Here is a 24,150-nt window from a genome sequence, read left to right on the forward strand (position 1 = left end):
GCGCGTAGTCTACCGTCGCCGATCGGCCCCCTCGAACGGCCCAGGACAGGGCCCGTCCGACTCTCACTTAAGCTGCTCGCATGCGTGGAATCCTCCTGGCCGGCGGGACCGGCTCGCGCCTGTGGCCACTCACCCGGGCGGTGTCGAAGCAGCTGCTCCCGGTCTTCGACAAGCCGATGATCTACTACCCGCTGTCCACCCTGGTGATGGCGGGCATCAGCGAGATCCTGATCATCACCACCCCGGCCGACCGCGAGCAGTTCGAACGCCTGCTGGGCGACGGCTCGCAGCTCGGCCTCAAGCTGGAGTACGCCGTCCAGGAGAAGCCCGAGGGCATCGCCCAGGCCTTCGTGCTCGGCGCGGACTTCATCGGCGACGAGTCCGTCGCCCTCATCCTCGGCGACAACATCTTCCACGGCAGCGGCCTCGGCACCCGGCTCGCCGAGCACACCGACGCCCCCGGTGGCCGGGTCTTCGCCTACCCGGTGGCCGACCCGACCGCGTACGGCGTGGTCGAGTTCGACGAGCACGGCCAGGCGATCTCCATCGAGGAGAAGCCCGAGAAGCCGAAGTCCCGCTACGCCGTCCCCGGTCTCTACTTCTACGACAACCAGGTCGTGGAGATCGCCCGCGGCCTGAAGCCCAGCGCGCGCGGCGAGCTGGAGATCACCGCGGTCAACGACGCCTACCTGCGCAAGGGTGAGCTGAACGTCACGATCCTGGACCGCGGCACCGCCTGGCTGGACACCGGCACCTTCGTCTCGATGGTGCAGGCCTCGGAGTTCGTCCGGGTCATCGAGGAGCGCCAGGGCTTCAAGATCGGCTGCATCGAGGAGGCCGTCTGGCGGGCCGGCCTGATCAGCTCCGAGCAGCTGCGCGAGCTCGCCGAGCCGCTGCTGAAGAGCGGTTACGGACAGTACCTGCTGGCCCTGCTGGACGAGGAGAACGCCCGGTGAAGTTCCGCGAACTGAGCATCGAGGGCCTGATCGAGATCACCCCTCAGCTGCACGGCGACCCGCGCGGCATGTTCACCGAGTGGTACCGCTTCGACCGCCTCGCCGAGGTCGTCGGCCACCCGCTGCGGCTGGCGCAGGCCAACCTGTCGGTCTCCTCGCGCGGCGTCGTGCGCGGCATCCACTTCGCCGACGTGCCGCCCGGCCAGGCCAAGTACGTGACCTGCGTGCGCGGCGCCGTGCTCGACGTCATCGTGGACCTGCGGGTCGGCTCGCCGACCTTCGGCCGCTGGGAGGGCGTGCGGCTCGACGACGTGGAGCGCCGCGCGGTCTACATCCCGGAGGGCCTCGGTCACGGCTTCTGCGCGCTGAGCGACGACGCCACGCTCTCGTACCTCTGCTCCGAGACGTACAACCCGACCGGCGAGCACTCGGTCCACCCGCTCGACCCCGACCTGGGCATCGAGTGGCCGGCCGAGGAGCCGCTGCTGTCGGCCCGGGACGAGGCCGCGCCGTCGCTGGCGGAGGCGATCTCCTCCGGCCTGCTGCCGACGTACGAGACCTGCAAGGCGTTCACCGAGAGCCTGCGCACCCAGCAGGACTGAGGTCCCGCGAGGACGCACGAAGGCCCGGCCGGATCCCTCCGGCCGGGCCTTCGTCCTTCCGTCACTTGTCCCGGAACACCCAGTACTTGTAGCCGAAGTAGTTCACGACCGAGAGGATGACCAGCGCGAGCGCACGGGCCAGCAGGTAGAAGAGGCCCAGCTTCACGAAGCCGCCGACCAGCAGCACGGTGCCGACCCAGTTGCCGCCCGCCATCACCATGTAGCGGGCGGTCTGCTTGCCGACCGGCGAGGAGCTCTCGAAGGCCCAGATCCGGTTCAGCACGAAGTTCGTCGTGAAGCCGGCCAGCACGGCGACGAGGGTGGACACCGCCAGCGGCAGGCCGAGCACGCCGTGCAGGAGGTACAGCAGGCCCATGTCGACCGTGGTGCTGGTGACGCCGGCGGCCAGGAACCGCACCGCGCTATGGCCCAGAAGTCCGGCGATCCGGCCCTTCGCGGTGGATCCGGACACTTCCGAGGGCGATTCCAGTTGAGTCACGGGGGAATCGTAAGTGCAACGCCGGGCGGGCACACAGCCGCCCGGTCCGACCGAAATCGGCCACCCGTTATCTTGGTCGCGTGTCCTCATACCCCCCCGCCGTGACCTCCCCTCCCCCGGCCGCCGCGAGCAGGGCCGGCGACAGCTCCGGCCGACCGGGCCGCCTGCTGTTCCGGCGGACCTGGTGGACCGCGTTCATCGGGTTCTTCCTCGTCTGCGCGGGCTGGGCGCTCGCCTCGCCGTACGACGCGAGCCCGGACGAGCGGGAGCACATCGTCCGCGCGGTCGGGGTGGCCCGGGGCGAGTTCGCGCCCAAGCCCGAGGCGGCCGGCGGCGGCACCGGTGCCTTCCAGCACGTGCCGGCCTCGATCGTCCGGGACAACTGCTGGTGGTTCGACCCCACCAAGTCGGTGGCCTGCGCCAAGGCGCCCGGCGGCGCGGACCAGCAGATCGAGCGGGTGGGCACCCGGGCCGGCCGGTACAACCCGGTCTACTACGCGCTCGTCGGCTGGCCGATGGCCCTCTGGCCGAACTGGCTGGGCCTCACCCTGGCCCGGCTGGTCAGCGCCGCCCTGGTGTCGGCGCTGCTCGCCTCCGCCGCGCACAGCCTGGTCGCCTGGACCAGGCACCGGATCGCGGCGGCCGGGCTGCTGGTCGCGGTGACCCCGATCACCGCGCACCTGGCGGGCTCGATCAACCCCAACGGCATCGAGATCGCGGCCGGCGTGGCCCTGGTCGCGGCCCTCATCCCGACCATGCTGGACCCGGAGCAGCCGCTGCGGCGCGCGGCCATGGTGCAGATCGCGATCGCCGGATCGGTGCTCATGACGGTCCGCGCGCTCGGTCCGCTCTGGTGCGCGGCGGTCCTCGGGATCATGCTGATCCCGGCCAAGCGGGAGCGGGTGAAGGAGCTGCTGCGCTTCCGGCCGGCCTGGTGGGCGGCCGGGACGCTGTTCGCCGCCGGCGCCGCGGGGGCGCTGTGGACCGTGGTCATGAAGGCCTCGGAGATGATGCCCGTCCAGGTGCCGCCCGGCATCACGGTGCCCAAGGCGATCCGGCACGAGGTGATCGTCCGCTGGCCCGACTACTTCACCGAGGTGATCGGCGTCCCGTCGTGGCTCGACACGCACCTGCCCGGCACCGCCTACTACCTCTGGTACCTGGCCATCGGCTGCCTGGTGCTGCCCGCGCTCGCCTTCGGCGCGTGGAGCGACCGCTGGCGGGTGCTCGCCTTCTTCCTCGCCCCGTTCGCGGTGATCACGCTCTCGGACGCGATAGCGGCGCACAAGGTCGGCTTCGCCGGCCAGGGCCGGTACATGCTGCCGGTCGCCGTCGGGGTCCCGCTGATCGCGGCCTTCGTCCTCGGACGCCGGGACGTGCTCGACGGGGCCCGGTCGGCCTCGCTGGTCCGGATGATCGCGCTGCTGGTGCTGCCGCTGCAGCTGGCCTTCCTCGGGTACACCATGATCCGCTGGCAGGCGGGGCTCGGCACCTCGGTGGACTACACCCCGCTCAACCCGCTGGCCGGCACCTGGCACCCGCCGGCGGGCTCGGCGACCGCGCTGCTGACCGCCGTGGCCGGCTGCGTGGTGCTCGGGTACTGGGCGTGGACGAGCACCGGCGGCCGCGCCGGGCGGCAGGAGCGGACCGCCGCGGTCAGCGCTTCCTGAAGACCCACAGTTTGAGGAGGACGAACCGGGCCACGGTGGCGAGACCGTTCGCCACCACGAGCCCGGTCACCTCCACCACCCGGGAGGCGTGCGGCACCGCCGCGTCGAGCAGCGCGAGGACACCGCTGCTGAGGCCGAGGCCGATCAGGAACGCGACCGCGCCCTGGAGCTGGTGGCGCACCGCGCCGTCCGAACCGGTGATGCCGAAGGTGAAGCGGCGGTTGGCCGCGGTGTTGGCCACCGCGCTGACGGCCAGCGCGACCAGGTTGGCCACCTGCGACGAGGCGACCAGCCGCAGGGCGACGAACAGCGCCAGGTAGAACAGGGTGCTCAGCACCCCGATGACCAGGAACGACGGCAGCTGCCGACGGACCGCCGGCGGCTCGGTGCGCGGCCCGTCGCGGTGGTCGTGCCCGTCGCGGTCGTTCGGCCCGTCGTGCTCGCCCCGGTCGGCGGAGAGGATCTCGTTCACTCGCCCGTACCGTACCGGTCCGGCTCCTCGGCCGAGTCGTAGCCGATGAAGTAGGCGGGCCGCGCCTGGACCGCGGAGTAGATCCGGCCGACGTACTCGCCGAGCAGTCCGACGCAGACCAGCTGGACGGCGCCGATGAACAGCATCCCTATGAAGAGCGAGGACCAGCCGGGCACGGTGGAGCCGACCGCGTACGCGACCGTGGTGTAGAGCGCCAGCGCGATGCAGACCAGGAAGCTGAACAGCCCGAGCCAGGTGGCGAGCCGCAGCGGGGCCGCGGAGAAGTTGGTGATGCTGTCCAGCGCCAGTCGGACCATCTTGGACAGCGGGTAGTGGGTGCTGCCCGCGACCCGCTCCTCGCGCACGTAGACCACCTCGCCGCTGGGGAAGCCCAGCCACGGCACCAGCAGCCGGTAGACCGGCTGGTGCTCGGGCATCGCCTTCAGCGCATTCACCGCGGCCCGGCTGAGCAGCCGGAAGTCGCCGGCCTGGTTGGGCATCCGCTTGCCGACCAGCTTGCGCATCAGCCAGTAGTACGCCCCGGCGGTGCGCCGCTTGAAGGAGGTGTCGGTGCCGCGGTCGCCGCGGACGCCGTAGACGATGTCGAGGCTCTCCTCGCGGGCGAGCTCCAGCATCTCCGGGATCTTCTCCGGCGGGTCCTGGAGGTCGGCGTCGATGGAGACGACGTAGTCGCCGAAGGCGCGGTGGAGGCCGGCGGTGAGGGCGGCCTGGTGCCCGGAGTTGCGGGCGAAGCGGACGATGCGGAACTCCGGCCAGTCCTGGTGGATCTTCTGCATCAGCACCGGCGTCGCGTCGGTGCTGCCGTCGTCGACGCCGACCACCTCGTAGGCCACGTCGAGCCCGTCGAGGATCGGCCGCAGCCGCTCGACGGTCAGCGGGAGCGCCTCCTGCTCGTTGTAGATCGGCATCACGACCGACAACAGCGGTGCCGTTGACATGCGTTGGATCCCACTTTCCGCGACGGCGGGGCTGGTTGGTGGCCCGACCATAACAGTCTGCGATGAGCGGCCGGTGAAAGGAGGCGCGCTCCGGTGAGCGCCCCGTGAGACGCCGAAGGGCCCCGCGCACCGTGCGGTGCGCGGGGCCCTTCGGACTCGCCTGTACGGGGCAGGCAGGTCAGATCGTCAATTACTTGATGATCTTGGTGACCTGGCCGGCGCCGACGGTGCGGCCACCCTCACGGATGGCGAACTTCAGGCCCTCCTCCATGGCGATCGGCTGGATCAGCTGAACCGTCATGGCGGTGTTGTCGCCCGGCATGACCATCTCGGTGCCCTCGGGGAGGGTCACGACGCCGGTCACGTCCGTGGTACGGAAGTAGAACTGCGGGCGGTAGTTGTTGAAGAACGGGGTGTGGCGGCCACCCTCGTCCTTCGACAGGATGTAGGACTGGGCCTCGAAGTCGGTGTGCGGCGTGACCGAACCCGGCTTGATGATGACCTGGCCGCGCTCGACGTCCTCGCGCTTGATGCCACGGAGGAGCAGACCGACGTTCTCACCGGCCTGGCCCTCGTCGAGCAGCTTGCGGAACATCTCGATGCCGGTGACCGTGGTGGTGGTCTTGGTCTCCTTGATGCCGATGATGTCGACAGTCTCGTTGACCTTGAGGATGCCACGCTCGATACGACCGGTGACGACGGTGCCACGACCGGTGATCGTGAAGACGTCCTCGATCGGCATCAGGAACGGCTGGTCCACGGCGCGGGCCGGGGTCGGGATGCTCTCGTCGACGGCGTGCATGAGGCCGAGGAGCTTCTCGCCCCACTCCTTGTCGCCCTCCAGCGCCTTCAGCGCGGAGACGCGGACGACCGGCAGGTCGTCGCCCGGGAACTCGTACTCGGAGAGGAGCTCACGGACCTCAAGCTCGACGAGCTCCAGGATCTCCTCGTCGTCCACCATGTCGGCCTTGTTCAGGGCGACGACGATGTACGGAACGCCGACCTGGCGGGCCAGGAGGACGTGCTCCTTGGTCTGCGGCATCGGGCCGTCGGTGGCGGCGACGACGAGGATCGCACCGTCCATCTGGGCCGCACCGGTGATCATGTTCTTGATGTAGTCCGCGTGACCCGGGCAGTCGACGTGGGCGTAGTGACGCGCCTCGGTCTGGTACTCGACGTGCGCGATCGAGATGGTGATACCGCGCTGCCGCTCCTCCGGCGCCTTGTCGATCTGGTCGAACGGCGTGAAGGGGTTGATCTCCGGGTACGCGTCGTGCAGCACCTTGGTGATGGCCGCGGTAAGGGTCGTCTTACCGTGGTCGATGTGACCGATGGTGCCGATGTTGACGTGGGGCTTCGTCCGCTCGAACTTCGCCTTCGCCACTGCAGTCCTCCTGAGGACAGATCCTGTACGCCGTGCTGACGTCAGTTGGTCTTGTATCGGGCTTGGTCCGCGGTGCCGGAAGCACCTCGTACCGTCCCGCGGGTGGGGGCCGGAGGCCCCGGGAGGATCCGTCCGGATCCTCCCGGGTCGCCTCCTCATAGCCTAAGGGGTCGAAATCATCCCGAATGTCGGACTGATCCCGAGGCCGGCAGAGCCGGACTCACTCGCCCTTGGACTTGGCGATGATCTCCTCAGCCACGGCCTTGGGGACCTCGGCGTACGAGTCGAACTGCATCGAGTAGCTGGCGCGACCAGAGGTCTTGCTGCGCAGGTCACCGACGTAGCCGAACATCTCGGAGAGGGGCACCAGCGCCGTGACGACGCGGGCACCGTGACGCTCGTCCATGGACCGGATCTGGCCACGGCGAGAGTTGATGTCGCCGATCACGTCGCCCATGTAGTCCTCGGGCGTGGTGACCTCGACGGCCATCATCGGCTCAAGAAGGACCGGCTTGGCCTTCTTCGCGCCTTCCTTGAAGGCCATCGAGCCGGCGATCTTGAACGCGAGCTCCGAGGAGTCGACGTCGTGCGACGCACCGTCGAGCAGCGTGACGCGGACACCCTGCAGCGGGTAGCCGGCGAGCACACCGAACTCCATGGCCTCCTGGCAACCGGCGTCGACCGAAGGGATGTACTCCTTCGGCACGCGGCCACCGGTGACCTTGTTCACGAACTCGTAGCCCTCGGCCTGCTCAAGCGGCTCGATCGCGATCTGGATCTTCGCGAACTGGCCCGAACCACCGGTCTGCTTCTTGTGCGTGTAGTCGATGCGCTCGACGGCCGAACGGATCGTCTCGCGGTAGGCGACCTGCGGCTTGCCGACGTTGGCCTCGACCTTGAACTCACGCTTCATACGGTCGACCAGCACCTCAAGGTGCAGCTCGCCCATACCCGCGATGATGGTCTGGCCGGTCTCCTCGTCCGTGTTGACCTGGAAGGACGGGTCCTCCTCGGCGAGACGCTGGATGGCGACACCCAGCTTCTCCTGGTCACCCTTGGACTTGGGCTCGATGGCGACGCGGATGACCGGGGCCGGGAAGTCCATGGACTCCAGGATGACCGGGTTCTTCTCGTCGGCCAGCGTCTCACCGGTGGTGGTCTGCTTCAGGCCCATGACGGCGACGATGTCGCCGGCGCCCACCGACTCGATCTCCTCACGCTTGTTCGCGTGCATGCGGTAGATCTTGCCGATGCGCTCCTTCTTGCCCTTGACGGCGTTCAGCACCGAGGTGCCGGACTCCAGGCGGCCGGAGTAGATCCGGACGAAGGTGAGCTTGCCCAGGTGCGGGTCGGACATGATCTTGAACGCCAGCGCGGACAGCGGCTCGTCGTCCGACGCCTTGCGGGAGATCTTGGTCTCCGGGTCGTTCGGCTTGGTGCCCTCGATGGACTCGATGTCCAGCGGGGACGGCAGGTACTTGACGACCGCGTCGAGCAGGGGCTGAACGCCCTTGTTCTTGAAGGCGGTACCGCAGAAGATCGGGGTGAAGTCCGAGTTCAGGGTGCCCTTGCGGATCGCGTCCTGCAGCAGCTCGACCGGGATCTCCTCGCCCTCAAGGGCGAGCTCCATGATCTCGTCGCTGATGTTCGAGACGGTGTCGATCAGCGTCTCGCGGTACTCGTCAGCCTGCTCCTGCAGCTCGGCCGGGATGTCGACGACGTCGTACATCTCGCCCTTGGCGGCCTCGGCGGACCAGACCAGCGCCTTCATGCGGACCAGGTCGACGACGCCCTGGAAGTCCGACTCGGCACCGATCGGGAGCTGCATGACCAGCGGGGTGGCGCCGAGGCGGTCCACGATGGTCTGCACGCAGAAGAAGAAGTTCGCGCCCGTGCGGTCCAGCTTGTTGATGAAGCAGATGCGCGGGACGCCGTAGCGGTCAGCCTGCCGCCACACGGTCTCGGACTGGGGCTCGACACCGGCGACACCGTCGAACACCGTCACGGCACCGTCGAGGACGCGCAGCGAACGCTCCACCTCGACGGTGAAGTCGACGTGACCCGGGGTGTCGATGATGTTGATGGTGTTGTCGACGTCGTCGACCGTCCAGTGACAGGTCGTCGCGGCCGACGTGATCGTGATGCCGCGCTCCTGCTCCTGCTCCATCCAGTCCATGGTGGCAGCGCCATCGTGGACCTCACCGATCTTGTACGAGACACCGGTGTAGAACAGGATCCGCTCGGTGGTGGTGGTCTTGCCCGCGTCGATGTGCGCCATGATCCCGATGTTGCGGACCCTGGCGAGGTCAAGGGAGGTTGCAGCCATGGTGGCTCGTTCTCTCTCTGTCTAGTGACGGGGTACGGACTACCAGCGGTAGTGCGCGAAGGCCTTGTTGGACTCGGCCATCTTGTGGGTGTCCTCGCGACGCTTCACGGAAGCGCCCAGGCCGTTGCTGGCGTCGAGGATCTCGTTCATCAGGCGCTCGGTCATGGTCTTCTCGCGACGGGCGCGGGAGTAACCGACCATCCAGCGCAGCGCCAGGGTGCTGGCGCGGCCCGGACGGACCTCGACCGGAACCTGGTAGGTCGCGCCACCGACACGGCGGGACTTGACCTCAAGGGCCGGCTTGACGTTCTCCAGCGCGCGCTTCAGCGCGACGACCGGGTCGGAGCCGGTCTTCTCACGGACGCCCTCAAGGGCGCCGTAGACGATCCGCTCGGCGGTGGAGCGCTTGCCGTGCAGCAGGATCTTGTTGACCAGCTGGGTGACGACCGGGGAGCCGTAAACCGGGTCGATGATGACCGGGCGCTTCGGGGCGGGGCCCTTACGAGGCATTCTTACTTCTCCTTCTTGGCGCCGTAGCGGCTGCGGGCCTGCTTGCGGTTCTTGACACCCTGGGTGTCGAGCGAACCGCGGATGATCTTGTAGCGGACACCAGGAAGGTCCTTCACACGACCACCGCGCACCAGCACGATGGAGTGCTCCTGCAGGTTGTGGCCCTCGCCCGGGATGTAAGCGGTGACCTCGATCCCGCTGGTGAGGCGCACACGGGCGACCTTACGAAGCGCCGAGTTCGGCTTCTTCGGGGTGGTCGTGTACACACGCGTGCAGACCCCACGGCGCTGCGGGGAGCCCTTCAGCGCGGGAGTCTTGTTCTTCTCGACCTTGTCCTGCCGGCCCTTTCGGACCAGCTGCTGGATCGTAGGCACCGTTTCTCCGTTTTCTGTGTGCCAAGGCTTGGTGGAACTAACCTGCGGTGTCTTCCCTCGCAACCGGCCCCGTGGTCGACCCACGCGGTCGGGTGTGTTGGGCTTTTCCGACACGGAATCCCATGGCTGATGTACAGCGACGGCGCTCTACGCGCGGGGCGCTGGAAAGCGCTCCGGCTCGGCGCGGCGACCGGTGTGCATGCACGCACAAGGACCCGGGGACACCCCAGGCACAAGGTCAGAGCGTACCTAGCGCATGGGGCGCGGTCAAAACAAATGCAACGCCGCAGGTCGTCGCCTTCGGCCGGGCGTCACGCGGGTGTCCCGCACGTGACCGCCCGGTGTCGGGCCGTCTTCACCCGCTCTACCACAGTCGTCGGCCGCCCGCCAGCGGAGCGCCGCCGCGCGGCCTAGGCGATGCCCACCAGGATCAGCAGCGCCCAGAAGGCGCTGCCCATGTAGCCGAGGACCAGGCCGAGGACGGCCGCCCAGTCGCCGTCCATGTTGCGCTCGCGGATCTGGGCCCGGGCGATGTGCCCGGTGATCACCGCACCCACCGCCGGCAGCGCCAGGAAACCGCTCAGGCCGCACACCACCGAGACCACCGCCAGCACGTTGGTCTGGCGGGCCGGCGGGGGCGCGGCGGGCAGGAAGGTGGCCGGGACCGGCGGGCCGGCGGGGGCCGTCATCGGGCCGGCGGGCAGGTCCGCCACCAGCGCGGCCAGCTGCCCGTAGGTCTGCGCCTCGACGGCGGCCTCGTGACGCTGCTCGTACTCCTGGACGGAGAGCCGGCCCTCGGCGAAGGCGGCCTTCAGCACGTCGACCGTCCGGTCGCGGTCCGCGTGGCCGGCCCGCATCCCGGCCTGCGGGGACGGAGCGGGGACAGGAGCCTGGGCCGGAATCGGCGCGGGCTGCCAGCCGACGACCGGCCGGTGGCCGTGGCCGTGGCCCGGCTCGTGGCCGTGCTTGTAGGCGGGACCGGGTTCGCCCCACGGTTGAACGGACATCCGCCACCTCCCGGTACCGCGGTTCCCCCGCGCACCCTCACTGCTCCTCATAGTGCAGGACGAACAGGCGAACTGAGTAGTTGCCAAATCGGACCGACAAGGTCGGGAAAGGCGTTCCGCACGGCGTGCCTCACCCGTTCGGCGGACACGCTCAGGGGATCCTCAACTCGGGCGACAGCCCGTTCGTGCAGTGACAGGCTGAGCCGGAGAGCAGTTCCGCCGACCACGAGCAGAGAAGGCAGCGATGCAGGCGTCAGCACCACCTCCCTCCGACCTCCCCCGACCGGACGCCCCGTCCGCCGTCAGCATCCGAGGGCTGTGGAAGCACTTCGGCGCCCAGGCCGCCGTGGCCGGGCTGAGCCTGGAACTGCCGGCGGGCTCGTTCATCGGCCTGGTCGGCCCGAACGGCGCCGGCAAGACCACGACGCTGTCGATGGTCACCGGGCTGCTGCGGCCCGACCAGGGCACCGTCCTGGTGCACGGCGCCGACGTCTGGGCCGACCCGGTCCTGGTCAAGGCACGGATCGGCATCCTGCCCGAGGGCCTGCGGATGTTCGAGCGGCTCAGCGGGCGCGAACTGCTGCAGTACACCGGGCGCCTGCGCGGCCTGCCCGGCGCCGAGGTCGACCGCCGGGCCGAGGAGCTGCTGGCCGTCCTGGACCTCGGCCGGGACGCCGACAAGCTGGTCGCCGACTACTCCACCGGCATGCGCAAGAAGATCGGCCTGGCCGCCGCGCTGCTGCACAACCCCGACGTGCTGTTCCTGGACGAGCCCTTCGAGGGCGTCGACCCGGTCTCCGCCCAGACCATCCGCGGTGTGCTCAAGCGGTACGCGGCGGCCGGCTCCACGGTCGTCTTCTCCAGCCACGTGATGGAGCTGGTCGAGCAGCTCTGCGACTGGGTCGCGGTGGTCAACGCGGGCCGGGTCATCGCCCACGGCCCGCTGGACTCCGTCCGCGGCGGGCGCAGCCTGCACGAGGCCTTCCTCGACCTGATCGGTGTCCGCGAGGACGACGGGCAGGCCCTCGGCTGGCTCGGCGGCGGGCAGTTCGGCAGCGGGCAGTTGGACGGCGGACAGCTCGACGGCGGACAGCTCGGGGGCGCGCAGTGACTGCGGCCGTGCCCGGCGCGGTGCCGGACGGGCGGACGGTGGTCCGCGCCCTGGTGGCGCTCAAGCTGCGACTGCTGCGCAACGGGCTGCGGCGCAGCCCCGGCAGGACAACCGTCTACGTGCTCGGCGGCGTCGTGGGCCTGGCCTTCGCGGCCGGCATCGCCGTCGCCATGGCCGCGCTGAACGGGCGGTTCGCGGGCTCCGGGGACGCCGGGGTGATGCTGCTCGGCGTGCTGACCCTGGGCTGGGCGGCGCTGCCGCTGTTCCTGTTCTCCAGCGACGAGAGCGCCGACCCGACCCGGCTCACCATGCTGCCGCTGCGGCCCGGTCCGCTGCTGCGCGGCTCGCTGCTGGCCGCGCTGATCGGGCCCGGACCACTGATCAACCTGGTGCTGGTGACCGGCGCGGTGCTGGCCGGCGCCGGCGGCGGGGCCTCCGCCGCGGTCGCCGTGGTCGGCGTGCCGCTCGCACTGCTCGGCCTGGTCACGCTCTCCCGGGCGGTCGCGGCCGGCAACGCCCGGATGCTCTCCAGCCGCCGGGGCAAGGACTTCGCGGTCTTCGGCGGGCTGGCCTTCGCCCTGCTGATCCAGACCGCCAACGTCGGTTCGCAGAGCATCTTCGGCCGCCCCGGCGGCGACATCGACCTGAGCCCGCTGAAGCCGATCGCCTCCGTCCTGCGCTGGATCCCGCCGATCAGCGCCGCGGACGCGCCGCGCACCGCCGCCGAGGGCCGGTACGGGCTCGCGCTGCTGCAGCTCGCCGCGGCCGGCGTGCTGGTGGCGCTGCTGCTGCGCTGGTGGCGCAGCAGCCTGCAGGAGCTGATGGTCACCGCCGACTCCTCCACCCTGGAGGTGGCCCGCGGGGTGCAGCGCTCGCGCGGCTGGGGCTTCCTGCCCGGGGGCCGGACCGGCGCGGTGATGCAGCGCCACCTGCGGTACGCCTGGCGCGAACCGCGTGCCAAGGCCGCGGTGTTCACCAGCATCGGCATGACGGTGGTGATCTGTGTGCTGTCGATGGTCCAGGGCTGGGCGAGCGTCTACCTGCTGGCGATGACGGGGACGTTCCTCGGGCTGCAGATGCTCAACCTGTTCGGCATGGACGGCTCGGCGTTCTGGATGGTCGCCGCCACCCTGCGCACCCCGGCCGACGCCCGGGACGAGCTGCGCGGCCGGGCGTACGCGGTGCTGTCGTACGCGATCCCGGTGACGCTGGTGCTCGGCCTGGTGCTGGCGGCCGTCACCGGCACGTGGGCGGAGCTGCCCGCCGCAGTCGGCCTCGCGCTCGCGCTGCTCGGCTGCGGGGTGGCGCTCGGCGCGATGTTCAGCGTGCTGGTGCCGTACAGCATGCCCGCCGACAGCAACCCGATGCGCAACGCCGCCCCGGGCCAGAGCGGGCTGGTGATGCTCAACTCCTTCGGCTCGATGATCGGCGTCGCCCTGCTCGGCCTGCCGGTGGGCGGCTACCTCGGCTGGGCGCTGATCTCGGACGGGCCGAGCTGGCCGGTCCTGCTGATCGGCCCGCTCTACGGCGCGCTGATCGCCGTCCTCGGTGTGCGGATGGCGGCCACCCGGCTGCTGGAGCGCGCCCCGGAGATCCTGGCCACGGCCGTCGAGCGCTAGCCGCACCACCATCGGCGCCCCCGCTCGTTGCCGCCCCGCCGTCCGCTCCCGGTCCTCGGTGCGCGCTCCGGCATCATGGGCAGGAGGAACCGGGCCGTCGAGGAGAGCAGGGACACACCGTGGGCAAGCGCACGCAGCAGGGCGGGGACGCCGGGCCGCTGCTGGAGCAGGCGGTGCGGTCGGTGCTGACGGCACCCGAGGAGGGGCTGGACCTCGCCCTGGACACCGGGGCGTCCCTGCTGGCCGCCTCGGCCGGGCAGTGGTCGGCGGTCAGCCGGGCGCTGCTGGGGTACGCGGACACCGCCGTCGGCCGGTGCTGGTCCGCCGGCTGGCGCCCGGCCGACCTGGTGCGGGTGGTGCGGCGCGGGCTGAAGCCCGTCCACCTCGCCCTCGCGGTGGACCTGATCGCCGCCGAGGGCCGCCGCCACCCGGCGGCCGCGCTCGACCGGCGCTGGCTGGAGCAGCTGCGCGAGCTGGAGGCCGAGGTCTGGTGGCCCGGCGACGAGCAGTACCTGGGGGCCTTCGCCCAGCGGCACCGGCTGGACCGCTTCGCGCTCGCCACCGCCGTCCTGGAGCTGCTGCGCACCTGGGGCCGGCTGCCCCCGATCGCCCCGGTGGGGCCCGGCCCCGGGCAGGCGGCGCGGACCCGGCACTCCGGCCCGCAGCACCCCGGGCCCCCGGCCGGCGAGCCGCGGATGCTGGCCCGGATCCGGGCGCTGCTGGCCAAGGCCGAGTCCACCGAGTACTCCGAGGAGGCCGAGGCGCTGACCGCCAAGGCCCAGCAGCTGATGGCCCAGCACAGCATCGACGAGGCGCTGCTGGCGGCCGCCGGTGCGGACCGGAACGCCCCGGCGGCGCTGCGGATCGGGGTGGACAACCCGTACGAGGGCCCCAAGACGATGCTGCTGGACGCGGTCGCGGCGGCGAACCGGTGCCGGGTGGTCTGGGCGAAGGAGTTCGGTTTCTGCACCGTGGTCGGCTTCGACGGCGACCTGGACGGCGTCGAACTGCTCTACACCTCGCTGCTGGTGCAGGCCACCCATGCGCTCAACAAGGCGGGTTCCCGCCGGGACTCGCGCAGCAAGGCGTTCCGGCAGTCCTTCCTGGTCGCGTACGCGGCGCGGATCCGCGAGCGGCTGACCACGGCCACCGAGCGGACCACCAGCGCCGCCGCGGCCGGCCGGCACCTGCGCGAGGACGGCACCGAGGAGCAGCTGCTGCCGGACGCGCGGCTGCTGCCCGCGCTCGCGGCCCGCTCGGAGGCGGTGGACGAGGAGGTCGGCCGGCTGTTCCCGAAGCTGGTCTCGCAGCGGGTCCGGGTCAGCGACGGCGAGGGCTGGGCGGCCGGGCGCGCCGCCGCCGACCGGGCCGCACTGCACGGGCGCGCCGGGCAGATCCGCCGGTAGCTCCGCACGCGGACCTGATAGAACTACTCCGCCACGAACGAAGGGGGATCCGACGTGACGGAGCCGGCTGCCGAGTCGGGCTACCGGGACCGGGTGCGCGGAGCGCTGCTCGGCGGAGCCGTCGGCGATGCGCTGGGCTGGCCGGTGGAGTTCCAGCAGCTCCATCAGATCCAGGGCCGCTACGGGCCGGAGGGCGTGACCTCCCTACCGGGCGGTCCCGGGCCGGTCGAGGTCACCGACGACACACAGATGACGCTGTTCACCGCCGAGGGCCTGATCCGCGGCTTCGTGCGCGGCTGGACGGGCGGCGGCGGCTCGGTGCCGGAGGCCGTCCACGGCGCCTACCGGCGCTGGCTGCTGACGCAGTACCAGCCCGCGCCGGACACCGCGCCGCAGCCGCGCCCGTACGACGGCTGGCTGCTGCGGCAGTCCTTCCTGTACGCGCGGCGGGCGCCGGGCAACGCCTGCCTGAGCGGGGTGTCCGAGCACCCGGTGTTCGAGGCGCCGTCCGTGATCGGGCGGCCGGGGCCGATCAACCCGGGTTCCAAGGGCTGCGGCACGGTGATGCGCTCGGCGCCGTTCGGGCTGGCGCGGCTGGGTGTCGAGCAGTCCTTCGGGCTGGCGGTGCAGTGTGCCCAGCTCACCCACGGTCACCCGACCGGGTACCTCGCGGCGGGCGCCTTCGCGGCGCTGGTCGAGCGGCTCGCGAACGGGACGGAGCCGTGGGCGGCGGTCGGCGAGACCGTGGAGCAGATCCGCGACCTGCCGGCGTCCAAGGAGACCGTCCAGGCGCTGGCCAGGGCGGTGCGGGTCGCCCAGGAGTCCGAGCCGTCGGCGGAGGCGGTGGAGCGGGTCGGGCTCGGCTGGATCGCCGAGGAGTGCCTGGCCATCGCGGTGTACGCGCTGCTGGCGGCCACCCTCGACCCCGACCCGGTGCGCACCGCGCTGCTGCTGTCGGTGAACCACTCCGGGGACAGCGACTCGACGGGCGCGGTCTGCGGCAACCTGGTCGGGGCCGCGTACGGCGCCTCGGCGCTGCCCGCCGAGTGGGCCGGGGCGGTCGAGGGGCGGGCCGAGCTGCGGCAGGTCGCGGACGACCTGCTGGTGCTGTTCGGCACCCGCGACCCGCTCCACCCGGGGCTCGGCGGGCGCTACCCGGCCTGGTGAGCCCGCCGGCCCCGGCGCGACGGGCGCTCTCGGCCGGGCCCGGTGAGCGCGCCTAGCCGGCCTGCGGGTCGGTGACCTGGCCGAGGAACAGCGGCTGCCCGCCGGCGGTGTCCCGGATCAGGAACAGGAACGGCCGGTCGATGTGCAGCTGGGCGGCCTGACGCGGGGCGGGCGCCGCCGCGGCACCCACGCCGACCCCGCTGCCGGCCGCCGCGACCGTCCCCTCCTCGTCGACCTGCACGGTGGCCTTCTGCACCACCGAGCTGACGACGAGCGGCTCCTTGGCGATGCCGCCGAGGTCGGCGTCGTCGAAGGCCGTGTGGACACCGAGCGAACGCAGCGCGGAGGTGAGCTCGTTGGACGTGTCGAAGTGGAAGCGCGGCAGCTGCAGGTCGACGGGCTGTGCGCTGAGGGCGCCGAGGATCCGGTCCAGCTGGGGCTGGTCCAGGCCCTTGGTGAACGCGTCGAAGCCGCCCTGCGCGGGAACGATCAGGTCCATCGCCAGTCCGCCGTCCGCATAAGGCAGTTCGACGGCCTGCCAGGGTTCGCCGACGATCCCGCCGGAGCCGTCGGCGTACTTGAAGTCGCCGGTCTGGCCCATCGTGGAGACGTTCGGCGCGGTGCCGTCGAGCTTGTGGAACGGACGGTCCTCCGTGTGCGCGGGCTTGAACGCGGAGGCCCACTTCGCCTTGAGGTAGAGCGCGTCGGTGAGCACCAGCCGGGTGTCCGGGTTGATCGCCTTCGGGGCGAACAGGTCCTTGATCCGCCCCTCGGTGGCCTTCTCCACGGCCGCGTTGACCGCCTTGCGGCTGCCCTCCGGGTCCTTCTTGAAGTCGGTGGTGTGCACTCCGGCGTCGAAGGCCGCAGCGAGCGTCGCCAGGTAGTCGGGCTCCACCGTGAAGCCCTGCTGCGTCCAGACCTCGTCGCTCCGGTGCAGGGTGAGTCCGTCGGTGGTCGGCACGGGTCGGTTCAGCGCGCCGACGGCGAGGGCGTACTGCTTCGGGTCGAGCTCGGTGTGCAGGGCCTTCGCCAGCTCCTGGGCGGTCGCGCCGCGGGCACCGGGCAGCAGCATGGCGAGCACGGTGGAGAGCCCGGACGGGGAGAGCACCACGTTGCGGCCGGCGCCGTCCGGCGTGGCGGTGAGGGTGTGCAGGAGGTCCAGTCCGAAGGCGTCGGTGGCCTTCGCGGTGGCCGCCACCCGGGCCGGGTCCACCGCGGGCGGACTGGCGGGTGCGGAGGCCCTCACCTCCGCGCCGGTGGCGGCCCCGGTGCTGCCGCACCCGGCCAGCAGCGGCGCGGCGAGTGCGGCGGCGAGGAGCAGCGCCGCCGGGCGGCGGGACGTACGACGGGTTCCGGTGCTGCGGTTCGTCATGGCCCTTCGACGCACCACCCCGCCGAGCGGTTCCGCCCGCCCGGGGGGACGCAGGCCGGGAGCGCACCGGCCGGGAGCGCGCCGGCCGGCCCCGGGACCGGGACCGGGCCTCGACCGCTCAGTCCCAGAGCGCCCCGAGCTCCAGGAGCTCGTCCCGGTACTCGATCCGGTCCACCCATTCGGCCGGCCAGACCGCTTCGCCGTGGTGGGCGCCCGCGAAGGCGCCGGTCAGGCAGGCGAGGGAGTCGGAGTCGCCGCTGGAGTAGGCGGCCCGGCGGACGGCGGCGACCGGGTCGTCGGGCAGCAGCAGGAAGCAGAGCAGGCCGGTGCCGAAGGCCTCCTCGGCGACCCAGCCCTCGCCGGTGGCCAGGCAGGGGTCGGCCTCGACGTCGGGCGCGGCGAGGGCGGCCTCCAGGTCGTCGAGCACCTTGAGGCAGTCGTCCCAGCCGCGGGCCATGACGGCCTGCGGGGAGCTGCCGTACCAGCGGTCGGCGAGGTCGCCGAGCCAGAACTCGTCGTAGCGCTCCCGGCCGGCCAGCGCGTACGCCCGCAGCACCGCGGGCAGGCCGGCCGGCGGGACGCCCTCGGCCAGCTTGCGGACGGCGTACGCGGTGAGGTCACTGGCGGCGAGCGCGGTGGGGTGGCCGTGGGTGAGCGCGGACTGCAGCTGGGCGGCGCCGGAGAGCTGCCGGGCGTCCAGTGCGCGGACCAGCCCGATCGGGGCGACCCGCATGTTGGCGCCGCAGCCCTTGGAGCCCACGTCGCTCGCCTGCTGCCAGCGGTACTCGGGGCGGCTGAGCCGCTCGCAGGCGCGCAGGCAGGTCATGCCCGGGGCGCGGTTGTTCTCCGGGGAGCGCCACCAGTCGACGAACTCCTCGCGGACCGGCCGCTCCAGGCGCAGCGGGGTCAGCGGTCCGTCGGCCAGGGCGGTGCGCAGGCCGCGGCCGAGAGCGAGCGTCATCTGGGTGTCGTCGGTGACCGACGCCCTGGCGGGCAGCGGGAGTCGACGCCAGTCCGGATGGTCGACGGCGATCCGCTCGACGTCCTGGAACTCGGTCACCCGGCCCATCGCATCACCGATCGCCAAGCCCAGCAGTGCCCCCGTCGCCTTGCCCACGGCCGTTCCCCCTCGTCGTCAGACCTCGACCTGCAGTTCCTTGAGCCCGCGGATCACGTAGCCCGGGTTCCACTCGGGCTCGCGGACCAGCCGCAGGCCCGGGGCCCGGCGCAGCAGCGTGCCGTAGGACTCGGTGAGCTCCAGTCTGGCAAGCGGGGCGCCGAGGCAGAAATGGATTCCGGCGCCGAAGGTGATGTGCGGGTTGTCGGTGCGGGCGAGGTCGAGCCGGTCGGGGTCGGCGAAGCGCTCGGGGTCGCGGTTGGCGGAGCCGAACAGCAGGGCGATCTCGGAGCCGCGCGGGACGGTGACGCCGTGGACCTCGATGTCCTCCAGCACCCAGCGCTCGAACATCTGCAGCGGGGTGTCCCAGCGCATCAGTTCCTCGATCGCGGTGGGCAGCAGCCCGTCCACCGAGGCGCGCAGCCGGGCGAGCTCCTCGGGGTGGCGGAACAGCGCCCACCAGCCGTTGCCGGTGGTGTTGACGGTCGCCTCGTGGCCGGCGTTGAGCAGCAGCACGCAGGTGGAGACCATCTCCTGTTCGCTGAGCGCGTCGGAGCCCTCCTGGGCCTGGATGAGCGCGCTGACCAGGTCCTCGCCGGGTTCCGCCCGGCGTTCGCGGATCAGGGCGCGCAGGTAGTCGGAGAACTCGGTGCTCGCGGTGACGGCCCGGCGGGCGGCCTCCTCGCTCGGGTTGAGTTCGAACATCCCGGTGATGTCGGAGGACCACGGCCGCAACAGGTGCCGGTCGCCCTCCGGCACGCCGAGCATCTCGGCGATCACGGCGACCGGCAGCGGCTCGGCGACGGTGGCGATCAGGTCGCCGCCGCCGGCCGCGAGCAGGTCGTCGACCAGTTCGCCGGCCAGGCGCCGGACGGTCGGGCGCAGGCCCTCGACCATGCGCGGGGTGAAGGCCTTGGAGACCAGCCGGCGGATCCGGGTGTGGTCGGGTGCCTCCAGGTCGAGCAGCCCGTGGTCGTTCAGGGTGTGGAAGGGCTCGTGCGCCGGGTCGGGCTCGGGGCGGCCGAACTCCGCGTGGCTGAAGCGGTGGGTGTAGGTGCGGCCGAGCCGCCGGTCGCGGAGCAGCGCGCTGACGTCCTCGTGGCGGGAGACGAGCCACTGGTTCGTCGGCTCGAAGTACGTCACCGGCGCGTGCTCGCGCAGCTCGGCGTACGCGTCGTACGGGTGGGCCACGAACGCCGCCGACCAGGGGTCGAAGTTCGCCGTCGTCGTCATCGGTCGATCACTCCAGGCCGTGAGGGGGAGCCGGAAGGATCATCGTACGCACGCGGTGCGTCCGTGCGGAGCCCCCTCCGGCCCTCTCTCCTCAGGCCCGTTCGGTCACCAGCCGCCGCACCAGCGCCGGCAGTGCCCGGGAGATCGGCTCCCGGATCACCTCGTCCGCCGCCTCGTCGAACGGGGTCGGCTCGCCGTTCACCACGATCAGCCGGGCGCCGTTCTCCACCGCGATCTGCGGCAGCGCGGCCACCGGGTAGACCTGGAGGCTGGTGCCCACCGCGACGAAGACGTCGCAGGCCCGGGCGATCGCGTCGGCCTGCTGGAGCACCACCGGGTCCAGGTTCTCGCCGAACATCACCGTGCGCGGCTTGAGGACACCGCCGCACTCCCGGCAGGCCGGGTCCGGCTCCCCCGCCGCGACCCGCGCCAGCGCGTCCTCCATCGTCCCGGTCACCCGGCAGCGCACGCACTGCACCTCCCGTGCGGTGCCGTGCAGTTCGAGCACCTTGCGGGCGGGCAGCCCGGAGAGCTGGTGCAGCCCGTCCACGTTCTGGGTGAGCACCCGCACCGGCAGCCCGGAACGCTCCAGCTCGACCAGCGCCCGGTGCCCGGCGTTCGGCTCGGCGGCCAGCGCCCCGGCGTCGCGGCGCATCAGCCAGGCCCGCTCCCGCACCAGGCCGTCGGTCAGGTACGGCTGGAGGGTGACCAGTTCCTGCGCCGACGGGTCCCGTTGCCAGAGCCCCTGCGGGCCGCGGTAGTCGGGGATGCCGGAGTCGGTCGAGATGCCCGCGCCGGTGAGCACGGCGATCAGGGGACGCTTCGCGTTCATGCCCCGGACGGTACGGTGCCCGGCCCGCCCGCGGCCACCGAAAATCCGGGCCCGCCGACTCCCCCCGCGCACCGGGCCGGTCACCCCGCGCGGGCCGGCCCTCCGGACTAGCCGACCGGCCGGCGTCGGGCCTGCCCTGGCGTCAGGCCAGCGCCGGCCGCGGCGCCGCCACCGGACGGGCCAGCGGGGCCAGCGCCACCAGGTAGCAGGCGGCGGCCACCGGGATCATGGCCAGGTCGGCCGCCGAGGCGACGGTGCCGACCAGCATCAGCACCGGGCTCCACCAGCGCAGCGTCCGGGCCGCGCCCACCGACGCGGCGACCAGCAGCGCCAGCAGGCCGACGTAGAAGAACAGCGGGCCCACCTGGTACACGGCCGGGAGCACCCCCGGCACCTCCTGCACCCGGTCGAACAGCCGCGACTGCTCGGCCTTGTCCGCCGCCACCAGGCCGACCACCAGGTCGATGCCGATCTGCGCCAGCGAGCAGAGCAGCCCCGCGAAGGCCGTCCCCAGCGCCGCCCCGGCGGCGATCCGCCCGGCCGTGCCGCGCGGGGCGAGCTGCCGGCGCAGTGCGAGGAAGAGCGGGGCGAACAGCAGCAGCCCGGCGAACATCGCGGTGTGGCCGACCGTCCAGCCGAGGCCCGGCTCGCGGGAGCCCGGCACCAGGCGGATGCCGCCGTAGAGGGCCATCAGGGCGGGCGCGCCGACGACGGCGTACGCGGTGCGGCGGCTGTGCTGGGTGGTGTTCATCTGCGGTCTCCTGCGGTGTCCGTGATCCGTTCCGACACCGCACAGCCTGTCCGCCGGACCCCTCGTCCCGGATCGCCCGCACCGGCGAACTCCCCGCCTCCCCCGCACGGGGGAGGCGGTCCGCCCCCGTGCGTCAGGACTCCCCCGCCACCACCGCCCCCGCCTCGTAGGCGAACACCACCGCGTGCACCCGGTCCCGCAGGCCGAGCTTGCTCAGCACGTTGCTGACGTGCGTCTTCACCGTGTGCTCGCTGACCACCAGCTCGGCCGCGATCTCCGCGTTGGACAGCCCGCGCGCGATCAGCTGCAGCGTCTCCTGCTCGCGCAGGGTCAGCTGCTCCAGCAGCTTGGACGGCGGCCGCACCGCCCGCTCCGGCGCGCCCGGCCGGCGGGCGGCGAACTCGCCGATCAGGCGCCTGGTCACCGAGGGTGCGAGCAGCGCCTCCCCCGAGGCGACCATCCGCACCCCGTGCGCCAGGTCGTCCCGTCGGACGTCCTTGAGCAGGAAGCCGCTGGCGCCCGCGTACAGCGCGTCGAAGACGTAGTCGTCGATGTCGAAGGTGGTCAGCATGATCACCTTGGTGGAGGGGAACTCCGCGCACACCCGGCGGGCCGCCTCCAGCCCGTCCATCACCGGCATCCGGACGTCCAGCAGCAGCACGTCCGGACCGTGCGCGCGCACCGCCTCGACCGCCTCGGCGCCGTCGGCCGCCTCCGCCACCACCTCGATGTCCGGCTGTGCGTCCAGGATCATCCCGAACCCGGCCCGCACCAGCTCCTGGTCGTCCGCGACGACCACCCGAATCGGCGTCATCCGCCCACCCTCTCCACCCTCGTGCCCGCGGCCAGCGGCAGCCGGGCGCTCACCAGGAAACCCCTGCCCTCCGGCCCCGGCCCGGCCTCGGCCAGCCCGCCGCAGGCCGCCGCCCGCTCCCGGATGCCGACCAGCCCGCGCCCGCCCGACCAGCCGATCACCGCGCGGTCGGCCGTCGGCGGCACCCCGCGGCCGTTGTCGGAGACCACGACCTCCAGCACCTCGGCGGAGCGCCGCACCCGGATCGCCACCCGGTCGGCCCCGGCGTGCTTGACCGTGTTGGTCAGCGCCTCCTGCACGATCCGGTACGCCGCTGCCTCCACGTCGGCCGGCAACGCGCCCTTCCCCTCCGGGAGTTCGAGCTCCACCCGCAGCCCCGCCCCGCGCACCCGCTCGGCCACGTCGGCGAGTTCGGCCAGTCTGGGCTGCGGCGCCAGCTGGCGGCCGGCCTCGGGGTCCTTCAACACCCCGAGCACGCGCCGCAGTTGGACCATCGCATCGCGGCCCGCGTCGGCGATGGTGTCGAACGCGCGGATCGCCCGGTCCGGATCGCTGTGCACCACCACCGGCCCGGCCTCGGCCTGGATCACCATCAGCGAGACCGCGTGCGCCAGGATGTCGTGCATCTCCCGGGCGATCCGCGCCCGCTCCTCCGCCACCGCCCGGGCCGCGTCGCTCGCCGCCCGCTCACCGGCCTCCCGGGCTCGCTCCGCCTGCAGCCGGGCCAGCTTCCGCTGGGCGCGCACCAGCGAGCCGAACACGAAGGTGCCGACGGAGGTGAGCAGGCTGAACAGCGCGCCGTTCGGCGAGTGGGTGCCGACGACGTTGCCGACCACCACCACCGCCAGGACGCTCCACCGCACCCGCTCCGAGGACCGCTCCGCCACCGTGTAGAGGGCGATCACCCCGGACAGCGGCACCTGGGGGTTCGCCGAGTGCGCCACGATCGAGATCACCAGGGACGGCAGCGTCGCCAGCGTCAGCACCGTCAGCGGCCTCCGGCGCCGCCAGGGCAGCGGCAGCGCGGTCGCCACCGCGAGCAGGTAGATCCACCACGACCGGGCCGTCTCGTCCTGGGACACCGCCCACACCGCGACCCCCGCCGCGACCACCGCCAGCAGCGAGTCCTGCACGTACGGACTCAGCCCGGCCGACCAGCTCGGCCGACCCGTCGCACGCTCCACCCCGGTTCCTCCCCCGTAGCCGGGGACGCCGCCCCCGCGGAGAAGATCATGCCCTACCGGCAGGACCTCCGGAACGGCCCGGTCAGGCACCGCTGACCGTCACGCCGCCGGTCTCCGCCCGGGCGGTGATGCTGCGCGCCGCACCCGGCTGCGAGGGGAGGCCCACGTCCACCCCGCCGACCGAGGCGTGCGCGTCCACCGCGTACGCCTCACCGGTCGGGACCTTCACCCGCACCCCGCCGTTCGAGGTCGTCGCCTCGACCTTGGTCGGCGCGGCCGCGAAGTCGGCCCGCACCCCGCCGTTCACCGCGGTCAGCTTCACCTGCGCCGAGCTGAGCCCGCTCGCGTCGACCCCGCCGTTCTTGACGTCGGCCTCCGCGTCGCCGGCCAGCCCGGTCAGCCTGATGCCGCCGTTGGTCTCCTTGACCCGCACCTTGGTCCCGGCCGGCACCCGCACGGTGTACCCGATGCCGCAGTGGTCGCAGTCGTACGTCAGCCGGAGCACGCCGTCCTTCACCTCGTGCGTGCTCTTCGGCGCGGCCCCCTGGTAGTTCTGCTTCTCGACGACGCTCACGGTGTCGCCGTCGCCGGTCACCTGCACGCCGCCGTTCTCCCCCTCGACCACCAGCTCCTTGACCGGCTCGGCCACCCCGTAGCTGACCGTCCGGTGCTCCTGGTCGTCCCCGATCGGCAGACAGCCCATCATCCCGGCCAGGACCCCCGCCGTGATCGCCATCGCACCCAGTACCCGCTTCATCCCCTGCCCCCTTCGAAAGCACCGTCGT

23 protein-coding genes are annotated in these 24,150 nt (G+C 72.2%); 7 read left to right on the forward strand and 16 right to left on the reverse strand.

The genetic code is table 11. The annotated features are described in order from the left end of the window. Positions 1–80: 80 nt before the first annotated feature. Together rfbA and rfbC are read left to right on the forward strand one after the other, a co-directional pair. On the forward strand, positions 81–956 hold the full coding sequence (rfbA, locus tag ACIRST_RS19605; protein ID WP_350519901.1) for a glucose-1-phosphate thymidylyltransferase RfbA: 876 nt from the start codon (positions 81–83) through the stop codon (positions 954–956). Beyond that, complete coding sequence (rfbC, locus tag ACIRST_RS19610; protein WP_350519900.1) at positions 953–1,558, forward strand: dTDP-4-dehydrorhamnose 3,5-epimerase; 606 nt, start codon at positions 953–955, stop codon at positions 1,556–1,558. The genes rfbA and rfbC overlap by 4 nt, the downstream gene beginning before the upstream one ends. 61 nt (positions 1,559–1,619) lie before the next feature. Here the strand turns inward: rfbC and ACIRST_RS19615 are convergent, their stop codons facing one another. Beyond that, positions 1,620–2,057, reverse strand: a complete 438-nt coding sequence (locus tag ACIRST_RS19615) for a GtrA family protein (protein ID WP_350519899.1) — start codon at positions 2,055–2,057, stop codon at positions 1,620–1,622. Positions 2,058–2,158: 101 nt separating this feature from the next. Between ACIRST_RS19615 and ACIRST_RS19620 the strand changes: the two genes are divergently transcribed. After that, entirely contained in the window at positions 2,159–3,727 is a 1,569-nt protein-coding gene (locus ACIRST_RS19620; RefSeq protein WP_402803216.1) for a DUF2142 domain-containing protein, read from the forward strand. Here the strand turns inward: ACIRST_RS19620 and ACIRST_RS19625 are convergent. From ACIRST_RS19625 to ACIRST_RS19655, 7 genes are all read right to left on the reverse strand, one after another. Continuing rightward, positions 3,714–4,199: a GtrA family protein gene (locus tag ACIRST_RS19625; RefSeq protein WP_350519897.1), complete on the reverse strand. Its 486-nt coding sequence runs from the start codon at positions 4,197–4,199 to the stop codon at positions 3,714–3,716. The genes ACIRST_RS19620 and ACIRST_RS19625 overlap by 14 nt on opposite strands. Beyond that, entirely contained in the window at positions 4,196–5,158 is a 963-nt protein-coding gene (locus tag ACIRST_RS19630; protein WP_350519896.1) for a glycosyltransferase family 2 protein, read from the reverse strand. The genes ACIRST_RS19625 and ACIRST_RS19630 overlap by 4 nt, the downstream gene beginning before the upstream one ends. Before the next feature lie 190 nt (positions 5,159–5,348). Then, complete coding sequence (gene tuf, locus ACIRST_RS19635; RefSeq protein ID WP_350519895.1) at positions 5,349–6,542, reverse strand: elongation factor Tu; 1,194 nt, start codon at positions 6,540–6,542, stop codon at positions 5,349–5,351. A gap of 220 nt (positions 6,543–6,762) precedes the next feature. After that, on the reverse strand, positions 6,763–8,868 hold the full coding sequence (fusA, locus tag ACIRST_RS19640; protein WP_350519894.1) for an elongation factor G: 2,106 nt from the start codon (positions 8,866–8,868) through the stop codon (positions 6,763–6,765). Positions 8,869–8,907: 39 nt separating this feature from the next. Continuing rightward, positions 8,908–9,378 carry a 30S ribosomal protein S7 gene (gene rpsG / locus ACIRST_RS19645; RefSeq protein ID WP_148644378.1) on the reverse strand — a complete coding sequence of 157 codons (471 nt, stop codon included), beginning with the start codon at positions 9,376–9,378 and terminating at the stop codon, positions 8,908–8,910. A 2-nt stretch (positions 9,379–9,380) separates the two neighbouring features. Next, positions 9,381–9,752 carry a 30S ribosomal protein S12 gene (gene rpsL, locus ACIRST_RS19650; RefSeq protein WP_014144289.1) on the reverse strand — a complete coding sequence of 124 codons (372 nt, stop codon included), beginning with the start codon at positions 9,750–9,752 and terminating at the stop codon, positions 9,381–9,383. Positions 9,753–10,162: 410 nt separating this feature from the next. After that, positions 10,163–10,759 (reverse strand): DUF1707 and DUF4190 domain-containing protein, encoded by a 597-nt coding sequence (locus ACIRST_RS19655; protein WP_402803217.1) that lies wholly within the window; start codon positions 10,757–10,759, stop codon positions 10,163–10,165. A 244-nt stretch (positions 10,760–11,003) separates the two neighbouring features. On the opposite strand from ACIRST_RS19655, the gene ACIRST_RS19660 reads away from it, so the two are divergent. The 4 genes from ACIRST_RS19660 (at position 11,004) to ACIRST_RS19675 (ending at position 16,062) form a co-directional block, all read left to right on the forward strand. Then, positions 11,004–11,870, forward strand: a complete 867-nt coding sequence (locus tag ACIRST_RS19660; RefSeq protein WP_402803218.1) for an ABC transporter ATP-binding protein — start codon at positions 11,004–11,006, stop codon at positions 11,868–11,870. Further along, entirely contained in the window at positions 11,867–13,489 is a 1,623-nt protein-coding gene (locus tag ACIRST_RS19665) for a transporter (protein WP_402803219.1), read from the forward strand. Before ACIRST_RS19660 ends, ACIRST_RS19665 begins: the two co-directional genes overlap by 4 nt. A 119-nt stretch (positions 13,490–13,608) precedes the next feature. Continuing rightward, entirely contained in the window at positions 13,609–14,895 is a 1,287-nt protein-coding gene (locus ACIRST_RS19670; RefSeq protein ID WP_402803220.1) for a DUF2786 domain-containing protein, read from the forward strand. A 54-nt stretch (positions 14,896–14,949) separates the two neighbouring features. After that, positions 14,950–16,062, forward strand: coding sequence for an ADP-ribosylglycohydrolase family protein (locus ACIRST_RS19675; protein WP_402803221.1), 1,113 nt, complete (start codon positions 14,950–14,952; stop codon positions 16,060–16,062). 52 nt (positions 16,063–16,114) lie between these two features. Here ACIRST_RS19675 and ACIRST_RS19680 read toward each other — a convergent pair whose 3' ends face one another. From ACIRST_RS19680 to ACIRST_RS19715, 8 genes are all read right to left on the reverse strand, one after another. Then, entirely contained in the window at positions 16,115–17,434 is a 1,320-nt protein-coding gene (locus ACIRST_RS19680; RefSeq protein WP_350519888.1) for a serpin family protein, read from the reverse strand. Positions 17,435–17,552: 118 nt separating this feature from the next. Beyond that, entirely contained in the window at positions 17,553–18,551 is a 999-nt protein-coding gene (locus ACIRST_RS19685) for an ADP-ribosylglycohydrolase family protein (protein ID WP_350519887.1), read from the reverse strand. An 18-nt stretch (positions 18,552–18,569) separates the two neighbouring features. Continuing rightward, on the reverse strand, positions 18,570–19,784 hold the full coding sequence (locus tag ACIRST_RS19690) for a cytochrome P450 (protein ID WP_350519886.1): 1,215 nt from the start codon (positions 19,782–19,784) through the stop codon (positions 18,570–18,572). Between the two features lie 91 nt (positions 19,785–19,875). Further along, complete coding sequence (locus tag ACIRST_RS19695; RefSeq protein WP_402803222.1) at positions 19,876–20,616, reverse strand: SIR2 family NAD-dependent protein deacylase; 741 nt, start codon at positions 20,614–20,616, stop codon at positions 19,876–19,878. Between the two features lie 142 nt (positions 20,617–20,758). After that, positions 20,759–21,367, reverse strand: a complete 609-nt coding sequence (locus ACIRST_RS19700) for a hypothetical protein (protein WP_350519884.1) — start codon at positions 21,365–21,367, stop codon at positions 20,759–20,761. 133 nt (positions 21,368–21,500) lie between these two features. Then, a complete protein-coding gene (locus tag ACIRST_RS19705; RefSeq protein WP_350519883.1) occupies positions 21,501–22,181 on the reverse strand; it encodes a response regulator transcription factor in 681 nt (226 codons plus the stop codon). Then, complete coding sequence (locus ACIRST_RS19710) at positions 22,178–23,365, reverse strand: sensor histidine kinase (protein WP_402803223.1); 1,188 nt, start codon at positions 23,363–23,365, stop codon at positions 22,178–22,180. Before ACIRST_RS19710 ends, ACIRST_RS19705 begins: the two co-directional genes overlap by 4 nt. An 82-nt stretch (positions 23,366–23,447) precedes the next feature. Then, on the reverse strand, positions 23,448–24,122 hold the full coding sequence (locus ACIRST_RS19715) for a DUF4097 family beta strand repeat-containing protein (RefSeq protein ID WP_402803225.1): 675 nt from the start codon (positions 24,120–24,122) through the stop codon (positions 23,448–23,450). Positions 24,123–24,150 lie beyond the last annotated feature (28 nt).

It is taken from the genome of Kitasatospora sp. NPDC101447 (assembly GCF_044767225.1).
In the GTDB taxonomy this organism is placed as follows: Bacteria; Actinomycetota; Actinomycetes; order Streptomycetales; family Streptomycetaceae; genus Kitasatospora.

What these genes read in the sequence shown, in the direction of transcription:
- ACIRST_RS19680 (WP_350519888.1), bottom strand. Translation starts at nt 17,434, where the DNA reads ATGACGAACCGCAGCACCGGAACCCGTCGTACGTCCCGCCGCCCGGCG.
- ACIRST_RS19700 (WP_350519884.1), bottom strand. Translation starts at nt 21,367, where the DNA reads ATGAACACCACCCAGCACAGCCGCCGCACCGCGTACGCCGTCGTCGGC.
- rpsG (WP_148644378.1), bottom strand. Translation starts at nt 9,378, where the DNA reads ATGCCTCGTAAGGGCCCCGCCCCGAAGCGCCCGGTCATCATCGACCCG.
- ACIRST_RS19660 (WP_402803218.1), top strand. Translation starts at nt 11,004, where the DNA reads ATGCAGGCGTCAGCACCACCTCCCTCCGACCTCCCCCGACCGGACGCC.
- ACIRST_RS19695 (WP_402803222.1), bottom strand. Translation starts at nt 20,616, where the DNA reads ATGAACGCGAAGCGTCCCCTGATCGCCGTGCTCACCGGCGCGGGCATC.
- ACIRST_RS19630 (WP_350519896.1), bottom strand. Translation starts at nt 5,158, where the DNA reads ATGTCAACGGCACCGCTGTTGTCGGTCGTGATGCCGATCTACAACGAG.
- rfbA (WP_350519901.1), top strand. Translation starts at nt 81, where the DNA reads ATGCGTGGAATCCTCCTGGCCGGCGGGACCGGCTCGCGCCTGTGGCCA.
- ACIRST_RS19655 (WP_402803217.1), bottom strand. Translation starts at nt 10,759, where the DNA reads ATGTCCGTTCAACCGTGGGGCGAACCCGGTCCCGCCTACAAGCACGGC.
- fusA (WP_350519894.1), bottom strand. Translation starts at nt 8,868, where the DNA reads ATGGCTGCAACCTCCCTTGACCTCGCCAGGGTCCGCAACATCGGGATC.
- ACIRST_RS19705 (WP_350519883.1), bottom strand. Translation starts at nt 22,181, where the DNA reads ATGACGCCGATTCGGGTGGTCGTCGCGGACGACCAGGAGCTGGTGCGG.
- ACIRST_RS19690 (WP_350519886.1), bottom strand. Translation starts at nt 19,784, where the DNA reads ATGACGACGACGGCGAACTTCGACCCCTGGTCGGCGGCGTTCGTGGCC.
- ACIRST_RS19715 (WP_402803225.1), bottom strand. Translation starts at nt 24,122, where the DNA reads ATGAAGCGGGTACTGGGTGCGATGGCGATCACGGCGGGGGTCCTGGCC.